The sequence below is a fragment of the Pseudomonas sp. S2_E01 genome (assembly GCF_054668365.1).
The window spans coordinates 4,918,025-4,935,524 of the sequence record NZ_CP162762.1 but is presented as its reverse complement, the minus strand read 5'-3'; the positions used below and the strand labels follow the sequence as shown (position 1 = coordinate 4,935,524).

General features: G+C 61.7%; 17 protein-coding genes. 12 read left to right on the top strand and 5 right to left on the bottom strand.

Features of this window, described 5'->3' with window-relative positions; all coding sequences use genetic code 11:
- Positions 1 to 105 precede the first annotated feature (105 nt).
- From AB4O36_RS22925 to AB4O36_RS22915, 3 genes are read left to right on the top strand one after another with little or no spacing between them, the layout of a single operon-like run.
- On the top strand, positions 106 to 681 hold the full coding sequence (locus tag AB4O36_RS22925) for a YfiR family protein (protein WP_460140346.1): 576 nt from the start codon (positions 106 to 108) through the stop codon (positions 679 to 681).
- Positions 678 to 1,934 carry a diguanylate cyclase domain-containing protein gene (locus AB4O36_RS22920; protein ID WP_460140345.1) on the top strand — a complete coding sequence of 419 codons (1,257 nt, stop codon included), beginning with the start codon at positions 678 to 680 and terminating at the stop codon, positions 1,932 to 1,934. Before AB4O36_RS22925 ends, AB4O36_RS22920 begins: the two co-directional genes overlap by 4 nt.
- 10 nt (positions 1,935 to 1,944) lie before the next feature.
- Positions 1,945 to 2,439 carry an OmpA family protein gene (locus AB4O36_RS22915; RefSeq protein ID WP_460118354.1) on the top strand — a complete coding sequence of 165 codons (495 nt, stop codon included), beginning with the start codon at positions 1,945 to 1,947 and terminating at the stop codon, positions 2,437 to 2,439.
- Here AB4O36_RS22915 and AB4O36_RS22910 read toward each other — a convergent pair.
- Entirely contained in the window at positions 2,436 to 3,383 is a 948-nt protein-coding gene (locus AB4O36_RS22910; protein ID WP_460118352.1) for a LysR family transcriptional regulator, read from the bottom strand. The two genes, AB4O36_RS22915 and AB4O36_RS22910, sit on opposite strands and share 4 nt — an antisense overlap.
- Positions 3,384 to 3,537: 154 nt before the next feature.
- Here AB4O36_RS22910 and AB4O36_RS22905 point away from each other — a divergent pair, with 154 nt between their 5' ends.
- A complete protein-coding gene (locus tag AB4O36_RS22905; RefSeq protein ID WP_460118350.1) occupies positions 3,538 to 5,064 on the top strand; it encodes a CoA-acylating methylmalonate-semialdehyde dehydrogenase in 1,527 nt (508 codons plus the stop codon).
- A 10-nt stretch (positions 5,065 to 5,074) separates the two neighbouring features.
- Positions 5,075 to 5,962: a 3-hydroxyisobutyrate dehydrogenase gene (mmsB, locus tag AB4O36_RS22900; RefSeq protein ID WP_460140344.1), complete on the top strand. Its 888-nt coding sequence runs from the start codon at positions 5,075 to 5,077 to the stop codon at positions 5,960 to 5,962.
- Between the two features lie 127 nt (positions 5,963 to 6,089).
- On the opposite strand, the gene AB4O36_RS22895 is transcribed toward mmsB, so the two are convergent.
- The 3 genes from AB4O36_RS22895 to AB4O36_RS22885 form a co-directional block, all read right to left on the bottom strand.
- Positions 6,090 to 6,440 carry a cupin domain-containing protein gene (locus AB4O36_RS22895; protein WP_460140343.1) on the bottom strand — a complete coding sequence of 117 codons (351 nt, stop codon included), beginning with the start codon at positions 6,438 to 6,440 and terminating at the stop codon, positions 6,090 to 6,092.
- A gap of 492 nt (positions 6,441 to 6,932) precedes the next feature.
- Positions 6,933 to 8,318: an amino acid permease gene (locus AB4O36_RS22890; RefSeq protein ID WP_460118344.1), complete on the bottom strand. Its 1,386-nt coding sequence runs from the start codon at positions 8,316 to 8,318 to the stop codon at positions 6,933 to 6,935.
- Positions 8,319 to 8,368: 50 nt separating this feature from the next.
- Positions 8,369 to 9,295: a LysR family transcriptional regulator gene (locus tag AB4O36_RS22885; RefSeq protein ID WP_460118342.1), complete on the bottom strand. Its 927-nt coding sequence runs from the start codon at positions 9,293 to 9,295 to the stop codon at positions 8,369 to 8,371.
- Between the two features lie 209 nt (positions 9,296 to 9,504).
- Here AB4O36_RS22885 and AB4O36_RS22880 point away from each other — a divergent pair, with 209 nt between their 5' ends.
- Positions 9,505 to 10,269 carry a sulfite exporter TauE/SafE family protein gene (locus tag AB4O36_RS22880; RefSeq protein WP_460118340.1) on the top strand — a complete coding sequence of 255 codons (765 nt, stop codon included), beginning with the start codon at positions 9,505 to 9,507 and terminating at the stop codon, positions 10,267 to 10,269.
- Here the strand turns inward: AB4O36_RS22880 and AB4O36_RS22875 are convergent.
- Positions 10,259 to 10,573 (bottom strand): putative quinol monooxygenase, encoded by a 315-nt coding sequence (locus AB4O36_RS22875; protein WP_460140342.1) that lies wholly within the window; start codon positions 10,571 to 10,573, stop codon positions 10,259 to 10,261. The genes AB4O36_RS22880 and AB4O36_RS22875 overlap by 11 nt on opposite strands.
- Before the next feature lie 162 nt (positions 10,574 to 10,735).
- Between AB4O36_RS22875 and AB4O36_RS22870 the strand changes: the two genes are divergently transcribed.
- The 6 genes from AB4O36_RS22870 to AB4O36_RS22845 all read left to right on the top strand — a co-directional run bounded on the left by AB4O36_RS22870 (position 10,736) and on the right by AB4O36_RS22845 (position 17,499).
- Positions 10,736 to 11,326: an NAD(P)H-dependent oxidoreductase gene (locus tag AB4O36_RS22870; protein ID WP_460140341.1), complete on the top strand. Its 591-nt coding sequence runs from the start codon at positions 10,736 to 10,738 to the stop codon at positions 11,324 to 11,326.
- Positions 11,327 to 11,383: 57 nt separating this feature from the next.
- A complete protein-coding gene (locus tag AB4O36_RS22865; protein WP_460140340.1) occupies positions 11,384 to 12,301 on the top strand; it encodes a LysR family transcriptional regulator in 918 nt (305 codons plus the stop codon).
- Between the two features lie 96 nt (positions 12,302 to 12,397).
- Positions 12,398 to 13,291: an NAD-dependent epimerase/dehydratase family protein gene (locus AB4O36_RS22860; RefSeq protein WP_460118332.1), complete on the top strand. Its 894-nt coding sequence runs from the start codon at positions 12,398 to 12,400 to the stop codon at positions 13,289 to 13,291.
- Between the two features lie 213 nt (positions 13,292 to 13,504).
- Entirely contained in the window at positions 13,505 to 14,950 is a 1,446-nt protein-coding gene (locus tag AB4O36_RS22855) for a SulP family inorganic anion transporter (RefSeq protein WP_460140339.1), read from the top strand.
- Positions 14,951 to 15,273: 323 nt separating this feature from the next.
- Positions 15,274 to 16,623, top strand: coding sequence for a GntT/GntP/DsdX family permease (locus AB4O36_RS22850; RefSeq protein WP_460140338.1), 1,350 nt, complete (start codon positions 15,274 to 15,276; stop codon positions 16,621 to 16,623).
- Between the two features lie 15 nt (positions 16,624 to 16,638).
- Positions 16,639 to 17,499, top strand: a complete 861-nt coding sequence (locus AB4O36_RS22845) for a MurR/RpiR family transcriptional regulator (RefSeq protein WP_460140337.1) — start codon at positions 16,639 to 16,641, stop codon at positions 17,497 to 17,499.
- Position 17,500 lies beyond the last annotated feature (1 nt).

The following is a 17,500-nucleotide window of genomic DNA, read 5'->3' as shown; positions in this document are numbered from 1 at the left end:
CGCCAAAAAAATGGCTGAAAGCCCCGTCCTGTAAGGCCTCGCGGGCGATTCGTTGCTGTGCTATCGTTGCGGCATTACCCCGCTCGAACCCAAGAGAATCCCTGCATGAAGGTGGCTGTCCGGACGACAGGGCGCATTGCTGGTTGCCAGCAAATCGTGTTCGCAGGTTTTCTCTGTCTGCTCAGTGGCCTCGTTTTCGCGCAAGCGCCAACCTCGCCCGGCATGGCCGACCAGCGCGCCCGCTCGGTCACGCAAGTGGTCCTCGGCATCCTCAGTTATGCCCGCTGGCCCGTCGAGCCACCGCAACTGCGCTTGTGCATCGTCGGCCCGACCGAATACACCGATGACCTGGTCAAGGGCACGACCCAATCCACCGGGCGACCTGTCACCGTGCGTCGCCTGCTGGCCGACAACCCGTCGGTTGTCAGCGAGTGCGATGCGCTGTACATCGGCAAGCTGACACGCGAGGAGCGTGGCCGCTTATTCTCCGCTCTGACCGGGCAGCCCGTGCTGAGCATCAGCGAGAGCGACGATCCCTGCACCGTAGGCAGCCTGTTCTGCCTGCGGGTCGGCGATGAACAGGTCTCCTTCGAGGTCAACCTGGATTCCGTGGCTCGCAGCGGCGTGCGCATTCACCCCAGCGTGTTGCAACTGTCTCGTCGCAGGTCGGCCGCGCCATGAAGCCTTCCAGCGAGAGCAATCGCCCGACACTGCGTTCGGTCCTGGGTCGCGGCCACTTGATCGTCGCGCTGGTGGCGGTGGCCATGGCCAGCGTCTCGTTGACGCTGCTCGGTGTCCTGGCCTTGCGCGCTTATGCCGACTACAACCTGCAACTGATCGCCCGCTCGATCAATTACACCGTGGAAGCGGCCGTGGTGTTCAACGACAAGCCGGCCGCCAATGAAGCACTGGCCTTGATCGCGTCCACCGAAGAAGTGGCCGATGCCCAGGTGCTGGACGCACAAGGCAGGGTGCTGGCGCATTGGCACCGCCCGGAAAGCGGATTGCTTTCTGCCCTTGAAATGCAGATGGCCAAGGTATTCCTGGAGAAACCGATCAGCTTGCCGATCATCCATCAGGACCGTGAGATAGGTAACATTCACCTGACCGGCCACGGTGGCAGCCTGATGCGTTTCCTGCTCAGCGGTCTGGTGGGCATCGTGCTGTGCACGGCCATCAGTGCCTGGGTGGCGCTGTATCTCGCGCGCCGGCAACTGCGCGGAATTACCCGGCCACTGCGCCATCTGGCCGCCGTGGCCCATGCCGCGCGCAGCGAGCGGGCGTTTGACCAGCGCGTGCCGCCCGCCGAGATCGCCGAACTCGACAACCTCGGCAACGACTTCAACGCCCTGCTCGATGAACTCGAGAACTGGCAGACCCACCTGCAGACCGAAAACGAAACCCTGGCCCATCAGGCCAGCCACGACAGCCTCACCGGGTTGCCGAACCGGGCGTTTTTCGAGGGCAGGCTGATTCGTGCCCTGCGCAACGCCAACAAGTACAACGAGCGTGTGGCGGTGCTGTTTCTCGACAGCGACCGGTTCAAGGAAATCAACGACAACTTCGGTCACGCCGCCGGTGATGCGGTGCTGGTGGCTGTTGCCAATCGGGTGCGCGCACAACTGCGCGAGGACGATCTGGTGGCACGCCTGGGCGGTGATGAATTCGCCGTCCTGCTCACGCCGTTGCACCAGACGGAGGACGCCGAGCGCATCGCCGACAAAATCCTGGAGAGCATGGAAATGCCGATTGCTCTGCCAGGGACCACGCAAGTGTTGACCTCCCTCAGCATCGGTATCGCCGTCTATCCCGATCATGGCGCGACGCCGGGGGCGCTGCTCGACGCGGCCGATGCGGCCATGTACCAGGCCAAACGCCTCGCCCGAGGCGCACAGCACACGTCAGGGTCGGAGCACCCTGTCGCCGACGTTTAAACCAGGAGCTATGTCCGTGTTCTCACTTCGTATTCTGACCCTCACATTCTTCATGGCGATCCTGGCATTGACCGGTTGCCAGACCGCGCCGCAAAAAGGCCTGACCCCTGCGCAGGTCGCGGTGCTCAAACAGCAAGGTTTCGAATTGACCGACGAGGGCTGGGCCTTCGGCCTGTCCGGCAAGGTCCTGTTTGGTAGCGATGTCGAAAGCCTCAACCGGCAGAGCACCGACATCGTTGAACGTATTGGCAAGGCGCTGCTGGGCGTGGGCATCGACCACGTACGCATCGACGGCCACACCGATGCCTCGGGTAAAGAGGCCTACAACCAGCAACTGTCCGTGCGGCGAGCGAAAAGCGTGGCCACGGTACTGACCGCCGTTGGCATGCCCGAGCAAAACATCCAGCTCCAGGGCCTGGGCAGCAGCCAGCCGGTGGCCAGCAACGACACCGCAGCGGGGCGGACCGAGAATCGCCGCGTGTCGATTGTGGTGAGTGCGGGTTAGTCGGCGAACAATATTTCGCGGTGTTCGCCCATCAACAACCCCTGGTTCTGCTCGGTGACTGCGCGGATGTAATCCCACAACAACGTAATCCGCTTGAGTTTTCTCAAGTCCTCGCGGCAGTACATCCAGAACTGGCGCGTGATGTTGATCTCCTCCGGCAGCACCGGTAATAAACGGGGATCCTGAGCGGCGAGAAAACACGGCAGGATGGCCAGTGAGCGCCCTTGTTGCGCCGCCACGAATTGGGCGATGACGCTGGTGCTGCGTAGATTGGCGCTGGCGTTGGGCAGGACGTTGGCCAGGTACAGAAGCTCGGAACTGAACGCCAGGTCGTCGACATAACTGATGAACGAATGCTTGCCGAGGTCGGACGGGCGCCGGATGGGCGGGTGTTTGTCCAGATAGTCCTGGGTGGCGTACAGCTGCAGTTTGTAGTCGCAGAGTTTGCAGCACACGTACGGACCGTGCTCCGGGCGTTCCAGGGCAATGACGATGTCGGCCTCGCGCTTGGACAGGCTGATGAAGTGCGGCAACGGCAGGATGTCCACCGATATGGCTGGATAGGCGTCAACGAAGTGGCTCAGTTGCGGGGTGATGAAAAAGCTGCCGAACCCTTCGGTGCACCCCATGCGCACATGCCCGGACAGCGCCACGCCCGACCCTGACACTTGCTCGCAGGCCATGTGCAACGTGCTTTCGATCGCCTCGGCGTAGGCGAGCAGCCGCTGGCCCTCGTTGGTCAGGACAAAGCCGCTGGTGCGCGACTTTTCGAACAGCAGGGTGCCCAGGGCCGTTTCCAGGGAACTGATGCGTCGCGACACGGTGGTGTAGTCCACCGCCAGGCGTTTGGCCGCTGTGCTGGCCTTGCGGGTGCGGGCGACTTCGAGGAAAAACTTGAGGTCATCCCAATTCAGCGACCCCAGCGACGTGATGTTTTTTTGCATGATGGACCGGCTTTTATGTGCGTTCTTATTAGAAGTTTGCACATCTATACTCCAGAAACAGTCCGATCACCACATCGCGACGCACGACTCATCTCAAGGCGACCTTCTCGCCTTGGCTCGCTCTCTCGACAAAAACAAGATCCCGGAGACCAGCATGAACGTATCGCTCACGCCTAACGAAACCACGGTGCACAAGGTCAAGCTGTTGATCGACGGCCAGTGGGTCGAGTCGCAGTCCACCGAGTGGCACGACATCGTCAACCCGGCCACCCAGCAAGTGCTGGCCAAGGTGCCATTTGCCACGGCGCAGGAAGTGGACGCTGCCATCAGTGCCGCCCATCGGGCCTTCCAGACCTGGAAGCTGACGCCAATCGGTGCGCGCATGCGCATCATGCTCAAGCTCCAGGCGCTGATCCGCGAGCACTCCAAGCGCATTGCCGTGGTGCTCAGCAACGAACAGGGCAAGACCATTGCCGACGCTGAAGGCGATATTTTCCGGGGCCTGGAAGTGGTGGAGCACGCCTGCTCGATCGGCACGCTGCAAATGGGCGAGTTCGCCGAAAACGTCGCCGGTGGCGTCGACACCTACACCCTGCGCCAGCCTATCGGCGTTTGCGCCGGTATCACCCCGTTCAATTTCCCGGCGATGATCCCGCTGTGGATGTTCCCGATGGCCATCGCCTGCGGCAACACCTTCGTGCTCAAACCGTCGGAACAGGACCCGCTGTCGACGATGCTGCTGGTGGAACTGGCCATCGAGGCCGGCGTCCCGGCCGGCGTGCTCAACGTGGTGCACGGTGGCAAGGATGTGGTCGATGCGCTGTGCACCCACAAGGACATCAAGGCTGTTTCCTTCGTCGGTTCGACCGCCGTCGGCACCCACGTGTACGACCTGGCGGGCAAACACGGCAAGCGCGTACAGTCGATGATGGGCGCAAAGAACCACGCCGTGGTGCTCCCGGATGCCAACCGCGAGCAAGCGTTGAACGCGCTGGTGGGGGCCGGTTTCGGTGCCGCCGGGCAACGTTGCATGGCCACCTCGGTGGTGGTGCTGGTCGGTGCGTCGAAGCAGTGGCTACCTGACCTCAAGGCATTGGCGCAGAAACTCAAGGTCAACGCGGGCAGCGAGCCGGGCACCGACGTCGGTCCGGTGATTTCGAAAAAGGCCAAGGCGCGCATTCTTGACCTGATCGAAAGCGGCATCAAGGAAGGGGCCAAGCTGGAGCTGGACGGTCGCGACATCACTGTGCCGGGTTTCGAGCAGGGCAACTTCGTCGGCCCGACCCTGTTCTCCGGTGTCACCACCGACATGCAGATCTACACCCAGGAAATCTTCGGCCCCGTGCTGGTGGTACTGGAAGTTGACACCCTCGACCAGGCCATCGCCCTGGTGAACGCCAACCCGTTCGGCAATGGCACGGGTCTGTTCACCCAGAGCGGTGCGGCAGCGCGCAAGTTCCAGAGTGAAATCGATGTGGGCCAGGTGGGCATCAACATCCCTATCCCGGTGCCGGTGCCGTTCTTCAGCTTCACGGGTTCCCGGGGTTCCAAGCTTGGCGACCTCGGCCCGTATGGCAAGCAGGTGGTGCAGTTCTACACTCAGACCAAGACGGTGACTGCGCGCTGGTTCGATGACAACAGCGTCAACGACGGCGTGAACACCACCATCAACCTGCGTTAAGGAGCCGGACATGAAAATTGCCTTTATCGGTCTGGGTAACATGGGCGCGCCGATGGCACGCAACCTCATCAAGGCCGGTCATTCGCTGCGACTGGTGGACCTGAACACAACCGTGCTGGCTGAGCTTGAACAACTGGGCGGCAGCATCAGCGGGTCGGCCCGCGAGGCCGCCCAGGGTGCGGAGCTGGTTATCACCATGCTGCCCGCCGCTGTGCATGTGCGCAGCGTGTGGCTGGGCGAAGACGGTGTGCTGGCCGGTATTGGCCAAGGCGTGCCAGCGGTGGATTGCAGCACCATCGATCCGCAGACAGCCCGCGATGTGGCCGCAGCGGCGGCCAGGCAGGGCGTGGCCATGGCCGATGCCCCGGTTTCCGGTGGCACCGGCGGTGCGGCGGCCGGGACGCTGACGTTCATGGTCGGCGCAACGGCAGAACTCTTTGCCACCCTGCAACCGGTGCTGGCGCAGATGGGCCGAAACATCGTGCATTGCGGTGAAGTCGGTACAGGGCAGATCGCCAAGATCTGCAACAACCTGTTGCTGGGGATCTCCATGGTCGGCGTCAGTGAAGCCATGGCGCTGGGGGATGCGCTGGGAATCGACACGGGCGTGCTGGCTGGCATCATCAACAGCTCCACCGGACGTTGCTGGAGTTCGGAAATGTACAACCCGTGGCCGGGCATCGTCGAAACGGCGCCGGCGTCGCGCGGTTATACCGGTGGTTTTGGTGCAGAGTTGATGCTCAAGGATCTTGGGTTGGCCACGGAAGCGGCGCGTCAGGCGCACCAACCGGTGGTGCTCGGCGCTGTGGCCCAGCAGTTGTATCAGGCGATGAGCCTGCGTGGGGAAGGGGGCAAGGACTTCTCGGCGATCATCAATAGTTATCGTAAGCCGCAATGAACATCTGGGGTGGGGGATAACCCCACCCTGTAGGATCGAGCTTGCTCGTGATAGCGGTGGGTCAGTCACAATCAGGGTGGATGTGACGGCCGCATCGCGAGCAAGCTCGCTCCTACAGTTTTTTGTGTCAGGCAAACACGAAATACTTGCGCACGGTTTCCACCACTTCCCAGGTGCCTTTCATCCCCGGCTCGATAACAAAAATATCACCCGCGCGCAGATGGATCGGTTCCTTGCCTTCCGGCGTAATGATGCAGTAACCCTCGCGGAAGTCGCAGTATTCCCACTTCACGTATTCCACATACCACTTGCCCGGAGTGCAGATCCAGGTGCCCATGATCTTGCTGCCGTCTTCGCTGATGTAGGCGTTGAGGTTGACCGTGTGCGGGTCGCCTTCGAGTTTTTCCCATTTGCAGGCGTCCAGCACGGGCAGTGGGTGAGTGTCGCGAAGAACGGTGATCGGTGCATTTGCGGTCATGATGACTCCAGGCAAGTGAGGAGAGCTGAAGGCGCATCCTGCCGGGAGTGACCAGGGTCGAGTTGTCTGTGCTCGACATCGGAATGCCCAGAAGCGCTCGCATGTGCGTGATCCCTGTGTCAGCGCGTTCCGACAGGCAATACGATAACTGTAGGAGCGAGCTTGCTCGCGATGGAGGCCCAGGCACCGCAGGGTGTCAGGCGTCCAGCGTCATCGTTGGCGACCATCGCGAGTGAACTCGCTCCTACAGGGGGGACGCTCGCGATGGAGGCCCAGGCACCGTGGGGTGTCAGGTGTCCAGCGTCATCGTTGACGACCATCGCGAGTAAACTCGCTCCTACAGGGGGGACGCTCGCGATGGAGGCCCAGGCACCGTGGGGTGTCAGGTGTCCAGCGTCATCGTTGACGACCATCGCGAGTAAACTCGCTCCTACAGATGGCGCATAAAAAAGCCCCGGTATTCATTGAATGCCGGGGCCATTTTTTGCGCGGTTAGTTGCTGCGCGACACGCGTATCCGGTAGCAGGCGTAGATCAGCGCCACCCACACCGGCATGGCATACACCGAGGCCCGTACCGGCGGGATCATCCAGATGACGCAGATGATCACGGCCATGAAGGCCAGGCACAGGTAATTGGTGTAGGGCGACCAGAACGCCTTGAAGCCCGGCTCCACACCCCGCTGGACCATGGCTTTGCGGAATTTCAGGTGTGTGAGGCTGATCAGCGCCCAGTTGATCATCAACGAGGCAACCACCAGAGCGAACAGCAATTCCAGCGCCTCATGGGGTGCCACGTAGTTGACCACCACGGCCAGCAGGGTAATCAGCGCCGACACGCCCAGCGCCAGCAGCGGCACGCCTTGCTTGTTCAGCTTCATCAGCACCTTGGGTGCATCGCCCTGTTCCGCCAGGCCGTAAAGCATGCGGCTGTTGCAGTACACGCCACTGTTGTAGACCGACAGCGCGGCGGTGAGCACCACGAAGTTGAGGATCTGTGCGGCGGTGTCGCTGCCGATCAGGGCAAAGATCTGCACGAACGGACTGCCGCTGTAGGCATCGCCCGAGGCGCCCAGGGTTTCCAGCAATTGGTCCCACGGGTAGAGCGACAGCAGCACGGTGAGTGCGCCGACGTAGAAGATCAGCACCCGGTACACCACCTGATTGATCGCCTTGGGAATGACCTTCCTCGGCTCGCTGGCTTCCGCTGCGGTGATGCCGACCAGTTCCAGGCCACCGAACGAGAACATGATGAACGCCATCGCCATCAGCAGGCCAGTGGTGCCGTTGGGGAAGAAACCGCCGTGGCTCCACAGGTTGCTCACCGATGCCTGCGGGCCGCCGGTGCCGCTGAATAGCATGTAGCAGCCCAGGACGATCATGCCGATGATGGCCACGACCTTGATGATCGCGAACCAGAACTCCATCTCGCCAAAGACTTTGACGTTCAGGCAGTTGATCAGGTTGACCAGCACGAAGAATACCGCCGCGCTGACCCAGGTCGGCACCTCCGGCCACCAGAACTGCACGTATTTACCGACAGCCGTCAGTTCGGCCATGCCCACCAGAACGTACAACACCCAGTAGTTCCAGCCAGACAGGAAACCCGCGAAGCCGCCCCAGTAATTGTGCGCGAAATGGCTGAATGAGCCGGCCACCGGTTCTTCGACGATCATTTCGCCCAGTTGGCGCATGATCAGGAACGCAATGAAACCGGCAATCGCGTAACCGAGGATCATCGACGGGCCGGCGGACTTCAGAACGCCGGCGGAGCCCAAAAACAGCCCCGTGCCGATCGCACCACCCAGTGCGATCAATTGAATGTGTCGATTCTTCAGCCCTCGCTTGAGCGTCGCCTGCTGCAAAATTTCATCCGCCATCGCGTTCCCTTCTGATTGTTGTGGCCAGGCCTGATTTGAAAGCGCAGATCTTACGCTTCGTCGCCTGTTTGTAATACTGACCCGGGTTCAAGGTTTGCGCTGCGCAACGTCTCGAGCAAGGCCTTGGCATAACCCGGCAGACCCTCGAAAGAGCGGGCGCAGAGCAATAGTTTGCGTTGTGCCCAGTCTTCCTTGAGGACAAAGCGCTTGAAGGGCAGATCGTTGCCACGACGCTGAATAGCGACCTGAGGCACGATCGCCAGTCCGGCGCCGCGGGCGACCATACGCATCAGGGCATCGAACCCTTCTGCGCGAATGCGGATCGCCAGCCGCGCCCCGGCGTGTAACGCCTGTTCCTCCAGGTACACCGCCAACGCGCTGCTGGCGCTCAGACCGACGAAATCGTAATGCAGGGAGTCGCCGAACGTTGGGCTCTCTTCGTGCGCCAGCGGGTGGTCGGGCGGTACGATAAGCACCAGCGGATCATCGCGAAACGCCAAAGTGTCCAGACCATGGATGTCGACGGCGTCCGAGACGATGCCCAAGTCCGCTGCCCCCTGGCGCAAGGCGTGGACGATGCGCAGGCTGGGCATTTCCTGCAGCTCGATGTCGAGGTTGGGGTGGTGGCAAAGGAAGTCCGCCAGCACTTCCGGCAGGTGTTCGGTGATCGCCGTGGTGTTGCACAACAGGCGCACCTGACCTTTGACACCCTTGGCGTATTCGGCCAGGTCCTGCTGCATGCGTTCGGCGTGTTGCAGCAGCAACCGGGCGTGGTGCGCCAGGGCTTTTCCCGCCGGTGTGGGGGTGACGCCCCGCCGACCGCGCTCGAGAAAGTCGATGCCCAGCGAAGACTCCATGGCGCGGATTCGCGCACTGGCAGCCGCCAGCGACAAATGACTGCGCACGGCGCCGGCCGTGATGTTGCCGCTGTCGAGGATATTCAGGTAGAGGCGCAGGTCGGTGAGGTCGAAGTGCATGGGGTGGCCCGGGGTTGTGTGGTGTTTGGGCGGGCCTCATCGCGGGCAAGCCCGCTCCTACAGAGCTCGCCGCCGGCCCCTGTAGGAGCGAGCTTGCTCGCGATGAGGCCATCAGCACCGCTGAAGTTCCAGAGCCTCTACCAAAACAAGAGGCACCCTCAGTATATGGCAGATTTCCACCCGGCCAATCCAGACTCAGGATAGGCCCCATGAACACACTCCTCGCGTACTACCAAAACCTGGGCCTGGCCCTTTCCCTTATGATCATCGCCACCTTTCTGCTGGCCGGCATGATCAAGGGCGTGATCGGCCTCGGCCTGCCCACCATCGCCATGGGTCTGCTCGGTCTGGCTATGGCGCCGTCGCAGGCTGCGGCGCTGCTGATCATCCCGGCGACGCTGACCAACGTCTGGCAACTGGCGTTCGGCGGGCATCTGCTCGGGCTGGTCAAGCGGTTGTGGCCGATGCTACTGGCGATTTTCATCGGCACGGGGGTTGGCACCTTGTGGATCGGCATGGTCGGCGGGCATTGGGTGGTGCGGGGGCTCGGCGCTGCATTGTTGCTCTACGCGTTGAGCGGTCTGTTCCTGCCCACCCTGCGCGTTGGCAGCGCAACCGAGCGCTGGCTGGGTCCCCTGTGTGGCGTGGTGACCGGGGTGATCACCTCAGCCACTGGCGTCTTCGTGATCCCGGCGGTGCCTTACCTGCAAGCGCTGGGCTTGAGCAAGGACGAACTGGTGCAGGCACTGGGCTTGTCGTTCACCGTGTCGACCCTCGCCCTGGCTGCCGGGTTGTTGTGGCGCGAGGCGTTGGGCGGGGGCGAACTGAGCGCGTCATTGCTGGCACTGATCCCGGCGGTGCTGGGCATGCTGCTCGGCCAATGGCTGCGCCAGCGGATCAGTGCACCGGTGTTCAAGCGCGTATTTTTCATCGGCTTGGGTGTGCTCGGCGGGCACTTGCTGATCAGCGGATAGCGGACGACGGGCTGAGCATATCAATGGCGCGGATATCGAAGTCCCTTTCCAGATATTGCTCGCGCTGCGCCAGAAACTCCTTCATGTGCGGCAAGTTCGAGTGCACATCGAGGTGCGCCTGGGACTGCCAGATCTCAAAGAAGATAAACAGTGTCGGGTCCTGTTTGTCGCGCAGCATGTGGTATTCGATGCAGCCGGGCTCGGCGCGACTGGCCTCCACATGGCGAAGGAAGAAAGCTTCGAAAGCGTCGGATTTTTCCGGGCGGGTCTTGGCATGCAGGATGAAACCTTGCAACTCACTCATTAACAATCTCCTCAAGGTCAGAATTGGCCCCAGTGTATTGCAACAATCTGTCGTTGATTCGTGCGTATAGGTCAAATCAGTTTTGTGAGTTCAAGGCTTATTACGCGCGATCCGGATCGTTAATCTGCCGCCATTCCATTTCAGACCCTTTCGAGATCACTCATGAAAAAAGTCCTGTTGCTCAATGGCGGTAAAAAATTCGCTCATTCCGATGGTCGCTACAACACCACCCTGCACGAAGCAGCGCTGGCCGTGCTGGACCGCGGTGGCCTCGACGTGAAAACCACCTTCATCGATGAGGGTTACGACATTGCCGAAGAAGTGGCCAAGTTCCTCTGGGCCGATGTGATCATCTATCAGATGCCGGGCTGGTGGATGGGCGCGCCGTGGACCGTGAAAAAGTACATTGACGAAGTGTTCACCGAAGGTTACGGCAGTCTCTACGCCAGCGACGGTCGCACCCGCTCCGACGCTTCGCAGAAGTACGGCAGCGGTGGCCTCGTGCACGGCAAGCAATACCTGTTGTCGCTGACCTGGAACGCACCCCAGCAAGCCTTCGACGACCCGACCGACTTTTTTGAAGGTAAGGGTGTGGACGCCGTTTACTTCCCGTTCCACAAGGCCAACCAGTTCCTCGGCATGACCGCCTTGCCGACCTTTCTCGCCGTTGACGTGATGAAACGCCCGAACATCGAAGGCGATATCGCACGCTACGAGCAGCATTTGACCGAGGTGTTCGGTCTCAAGGCCTGAGGTTCCTTTTGCCCCTCATCCAGCTACTATCAAGCCAGTCTTGAATGAGGGGCCTTTGTGAAAGCCAGATCCGATGAGTTGCAGATATTCGTCTGCGTGATTGAGTGCGGGTCGATTTCAGCGGCCGCCGAGCAGGTCGGGCAGACGCCCTCGGCGGTCAGCCGCACGTTGTCGCGGTTGGAGGCCAAGCTCGATACGACCTTGATCAACCGCACCACGCGGCGCATGGACCTGACCGAGGAAGGCAAATATTTCTTCGAACACGCCAAGCTGATTCTCGATCAGATGGATGAGCTGGAAGAGCGCCTGTCCTCACGCCAGCAGACCCCGTCCGGGCGTTTGCGCATCAACGCAGCATCGCCCTTCATGCTGCACGCCATCGTGCCGTACATCGACGAGTTCCGCAGGCTCTACCCGGACATCCAGCTGGAACTCAACAGCAACGACCTGATCATCGATCTGCTGGAGCAGAGCACCGACATCGCCATCCGCATCGGCACGCTGTCCGATTCGACCCTGCACGCCCGCTCACTGGGGTGCAGCCCACTGCACATCGTCGCCAGCCCGGCTTACCTCGAACGACATGGCACACCGAGGGTCGTCGAGGACCTGAGCGGGCATGCGCTGCTCGGGTTTACCCACAACGAAGGCCTCAACCAATGGCCGTTGCGGTATGTGCATGGCGATCGCTGGCCGATCCAGGCTTCCATCAGCGCGTCCAGCGGCGAGACCATTCGGCACCTGGCGCTCCAAGGGCAGGGCATTGCCAGCCTGTCGCATTACATGACCATCGATGACATTCGCGCCGGACGTTTGAAGGTGGTGCTGGCGGATTTCAACAGTGGTTATCGCCAGCCGATCAACGCGGTGTACTACCGCAACTCGCAATTGGCCCTGCGGATTCAATGCTTCCTGGATTTCATCCAGGGCAAGTTGGCGTTGTATGCCAGTTCGGACTTCAACGCTGATTCTTGACCCCTGCGCAAGATTGAATTGGGTCGGTGGGTATTTTTCGTCAGTAACGACGCCTTGATACTGATCGCATCACTGACCCAAGCAGGGAGATTCCCCATGAACGTATTCGTCACCGGCGCTGCCGGTTTTATCGGCGGCTCCATCGCCACCGGCCTGGTTCGTGCCGGCCACACCGTCACTGGCCTGGTGCGCAACAGCGAACAGGCCAATGAGTTGAGCGCGCTGGGCATCACCCCCGTATTCGGCACCCTGGATGACAGCGCCCTTCTGGCGCAACAGGCCCGTGCGGCCGACGCGGTGATCAACGCGGCCAGCAGCGATCATCGCGGGGCGGTAGAGGCTTTGCTGGATGCGATGCGCGGTTCGCAAAAGGTGTTCCTGCACACCAGTGGTTCGAGCATTGTCGGCGATGCGTCGGGTGGCGAGGCCAGTGACGCGATCTACTTTGAAGACACCTTGCCGGAACCGACTGTCGACAAGGCCGCACGCGTGGCCATCGATAACCTGATCCTCGCGGCGGCGAAGGACGGCGTGAATTCGGCAGTGATCTGCAACACCCTGATCTACGGCCACAGCCTGGGCGTCAATCGTGACAGCGTGCAACTGCCTCGGCTGCTGAAACAGGCACGCAAAAGCGGGGTGGTGCGTCATGTCGGCACGGGTCGCAACATCTGGTCCAACGTGCACATTGAAGACGTGGTGGCGCTGTACCTGCTGGCGTTGACCAGGAATGTGCCGGGCACGTTCTATTTCGTTGAAAGCGGTGAAGCGTCGTTCATCGACATGACCACCGCCATGGCCGAGGCGTTGAACCTGGGGCAACCGCAGGACTGGCCGTTGAAAGACGCCGAAGCCGAGTGGGGTTATGAAATGGCCAACTATGGCTTGGGTTCCAACAGCCGGGTGCGCGGCAAGAAGGCGCGGGAGTTGCTGGGCTGGGCGCCAAAGCGGACGTCGGTGGTGGAGTGGATTCGCGACGAGATGGTCTGAGTTCGCCTTAGACCGCGTTATCGTTCTTCGTCGGAACGCCGCCCGGACCAAGCCCGCTCCCACAGTTGACCGCGTTGTTCAGACGAACTCGGTCCAATGTGGGAGCGGGCTCGCTCGCGACGGTATTCTTGAAGGCACCAAAGCTGGCCGGGCCAGGCGCAAATCCGTAACATCCGCACATTATTTTCGCGACACCTTGCCTGCGGTCCCCCCATGAAACCAAAAAAACTACGCGCCGAAGTCCTGGCTGGGCTCACCACGTCTTTTGCCTTGCTGCCCGAATGCATCGCCTTTGCGCTGGTCGCTCATCTCAACCCGCTGATGGGCCTGTATGGCGCCTTCATTATCTGCACCCTGACCGCGCTGTTCGGCGGCCGGCCGGGGATGGTTTCCGGGGCAGCCGGGTCGATGGCGGTGGTGATCGTTGCGCTGGTGGTGCAACACGGCGTGCAATATTTGTTGGCGACCGTACTGCTCGGTGGCCTGGTGATGCTCGCCTTCGGTGTGTTGAGGCTGGGCAAGCTGGTGCGGATGGTGCCGCACCCGGTGATGCTCGGTTTCGTCAACGGCCTGGCGATCATCATCGCCCTGGCCCAGCTTGAACACTTCAAGAACGGCGAGCACTGGCTCACCGGCACGCCGTTGTATCTGATGGTGGGGCTGGTGGTGCTGACGATGGCGATTGTCTACGTGCTGCCGCGCCTGACCCGCGCCGTGCCGCCGGCATTGGTGGCCATTCTGGGCGTCGGGTTGGCGGTGTACCTGCTGGGCCTGCCAACGCGCACCCTGGGCGACATGGCGCACATCGCCGGCGGCCTGCCGACGCTGGCGTTGCCGGACATCCCGTGGACGCTCGAAACCCTGCGCATCATCGCGCCCTACGCAATCCTGATGGCGCTGGTCGGCCTGCTGGAAACACTGCTGACCCTGAACCTGACCGACGAAATCACCGAGACCCGCGGTTTTCCGGATCGCGAGTGCGTAGCGCTCGGCGCGGCGAACATGGTCTCGGGTGTATTCGGCGGCATGGGTGGCTGCGCGATGATCGGTCAGACCGTGATCAACCTGAGTTCCGGTGGCCGTGGCCGGGTGTCCGGCGTGGTCGCTGGCGTGCTGATCCTGTTGTTCATCCTGTTCCTGTCGCCGTTCATCGAGCGTATTCCGCTGGCAGCGCTGGTGGGGGTGATGTTCGTGGTGTCGCAACAGACGTTTGCCTGGGCTTCGCTGCGGGTGGTGAACAAGGTGCCGTTGAACGATGTGCTGGTGATCATCGCCGTGACGGTGATCACGGTGTTCACGGACCTCGCCACGGCGGTGCTGTGCGGGATCATCATCGCCGCGCTCAATTTCGCCTGGCAGCAGGCGCGGGAGTTGTACGCCGACAGCCACCTCGAAGCCGACGGCAGCAAGCTGTACCTGATGCATGGCACGCTGTTCTTCGCCTCGACCACGCCGTTTCTCAACCAGTTCGACCCCGCCAATGACCCGGCCGTGGTGACCATTGATTGCCGTCACCTGAGCTTCGTCGACTACTCGGCCATTGCCGCGCTGAAAACCCTGCGCGAGCGTTACGCCAAGGCGGGCAAGCACCTGCGGGTGCTGCACTTGTCCGAGCGCTGCAAGAAACTGCTCAAGCGGGCGCGGGTGGCTCACGACTGATTATGCGTAATCCGCTACCCCTGTAGGAGCGAGCATGCTCGCGATGGTGGATCAGACACCGCGGGCATTCAGACAGCCCGCGTCATCGTTGACGACCATCGCGAGCATGCTCGCTCCTACAGAGGGGGCGCGAATCAATCAGCGATCGGTGTCAGGGATGAAAATACGCCCACCTGATTTTCATAAACCCTGATCACGCATATCCCTGCACGACACCCCATACCCCTGTACGAAAATTACTTTCACCTCGTTTGAAAATCACTCATCGAAATGTTTTAAGAGTTTCACAAAACTTTCGACGTGACCCTTTCGAGGAGTACCGCATGACCCCGTCCTTCGGCTATTGGCTGCTGGTGTACGCCGCCGTCGCCATCATCGCGCTGATCGTGTTGATCGCCCGTTATCGACTCAACCCCTTCATTGTCATCACCCTGGTCTCAATCGGCCTCGCGCTGGTGGCGGGCATGCCGGCGTCCGGCGTGGTTGGTGCCTATGAGGCCGGTGTCGGCAAGACGTTGGGGCACATTGCCCTGGTGGTGGCGCTGGGGACGATGCTGGGCAAGATGATGGCCGAGTCCGGTGGCGCCGAGCGGGTAGCGCGCACCCTGATTGACCGCTTCGGCGAGCGCAATGCGCACTGGGCGATGGTGTGCATTGCCTTTCTGGTGGGCTTGCCGCTGTTTTTCGAGGTCGGTTTTGTCTTGCTGGTGCCGATCGCTTTTACCGTGGCGCGCCGGGTCGGGGTGTCGATCCTGATGGTCGGCCTGCCGATGGTCGCCGGTCTGTCGGTGGTGCATGCGCTGGTGCCGCCGCACCCGGCGGCGATGCTGGCTGTGCAGGCCTACCAGGCCTCGGTAGAACAGACCTTGATGTATGCGATTGCCATCGGTATTCCCACGGCGATCATTGCCGGTCCCCTTTACGCCAAGCTCATCGTGCCGCACATCCAGCTGCCGGCAGAAAACCCGTTGGAGCGCCAGTTCCTCGACCGCGAGCCACGCGCTCGCCTGCCCGGTTTTGGCATCACCATGGCCACCATCCTGTTGCCCGTGGTGCTGATGCTGATCGGCGGCTGGGCCAACCTGCTGTCCACGCCGGGGAGCGGCTTCAACCAGTTCCTGTCGTTCATCGGCAACTCGGTGATCGCCCTACTGCTGGCCACGCTGCTGAGCTTTTGGACCCTGGGCATTGCCCAGGGTTTCAGCCGCGAATCGATCCTCAAGTTCACCAGCGAGTGCCTGGCGCCGACGGCCAGCATCACCTTGCTGGTCGGCGCTGGCGGTGGCTTGAACCGGATCCTGGTGGACGCCGGCGTCACCGACCAGATCGTCAGTCTCGCCCATGAATTCCACCTGTCACCGCTGATCATGGGCTGGTTGTTCGCCGCGTTGATGCGCATCGCGACCGGGTCAGCTACCGTGGCCATGACCACCGCGTCGGGCGTGGTCGCGCCCGTGGCCATCGGCCTGGGTTATCCGCACCCGGAATTGCTGGTGCTGGCGACGGGGGCCGGCTCGGTCATCTTTTCCCACGTCAACGACGGCGGCTTCTGGTTGATCAAGGAATACTTCAACATGAGCGTGGCCCAGACCTTCAAGACGTGGACCGTACTGGAGACCATCATTTCAGTGGTCGCCTTCGGTCTGACTGTGGGCCTTTCCTACCTGATTTAACCGGAGCCGCTTGCCATGGACATCCTCTATCAGATCCGCGCCCGTCAGGATTCCTTCAGTGCCGGTGAAGGACGCATCGCTCGCCTGATGCTCGACGACGTAGGATTTGCCTCTGCCGCCAGCCTCGATGAGTTGGCGCAGAGGGCGGACGTCAGTACCGCGACGCTGTCGCGATTTGCCCGCAGCGTGGGTTGCCGCGACTTGCGCGACCTGCGCCTGCAACTCGCCCAGGCCAGCGGCGTAGGCAGTCGTTTCCTCGATCCGGCCAGCCCGCCGGCGCAGTCGGCGTTCTACCGGCAGATCGTCGGCGACATCGAGTCGACCCTCCATCAGCATCTTTCAGCGTTCGAAGAGTCGCGCTTTGCCGATGCAGTGAAGCTGCTGGGCAAGGCGCGGATGATTCACGCCTTCGGCATGGGCGGATGCTCGACGCTGTGCAGCGATGAACTGCAAGTGCGACTGGTGCGTTTCGGCTACCCGGTGGCGGTGTGTCATGACCCGGTGATGATGCGCATCACCGCTGCGGGCCTGGATGAAGGGCACGTGGTGATTGCCTGCTCGCTGACCGGCATTACCCCCGAACTGCTCGAAGCCGTGGAGTTGGCGCGCAGCTATGGCGCGCGCGTCCTGGCGATCACCCGCGCCGACTCGACGTTGGCGCAACTGGCCGACGTGCTGCTGCCGCTGCAAGGGGTGGAAACCTCATTTATCTACAAACCCACGGCGGCGCGCTACGGCATGCTGCTGGCCATCGACGTGCTTGCCACCGAGCTGGCACTGGCCAATCCTGAAGACAATCAAGAACGTCTGCGGCGCATCAAACTCGCCCTGGACGATTACCGCGGCGGCGATGATCACTTGCCGCTGGGAGACTGAG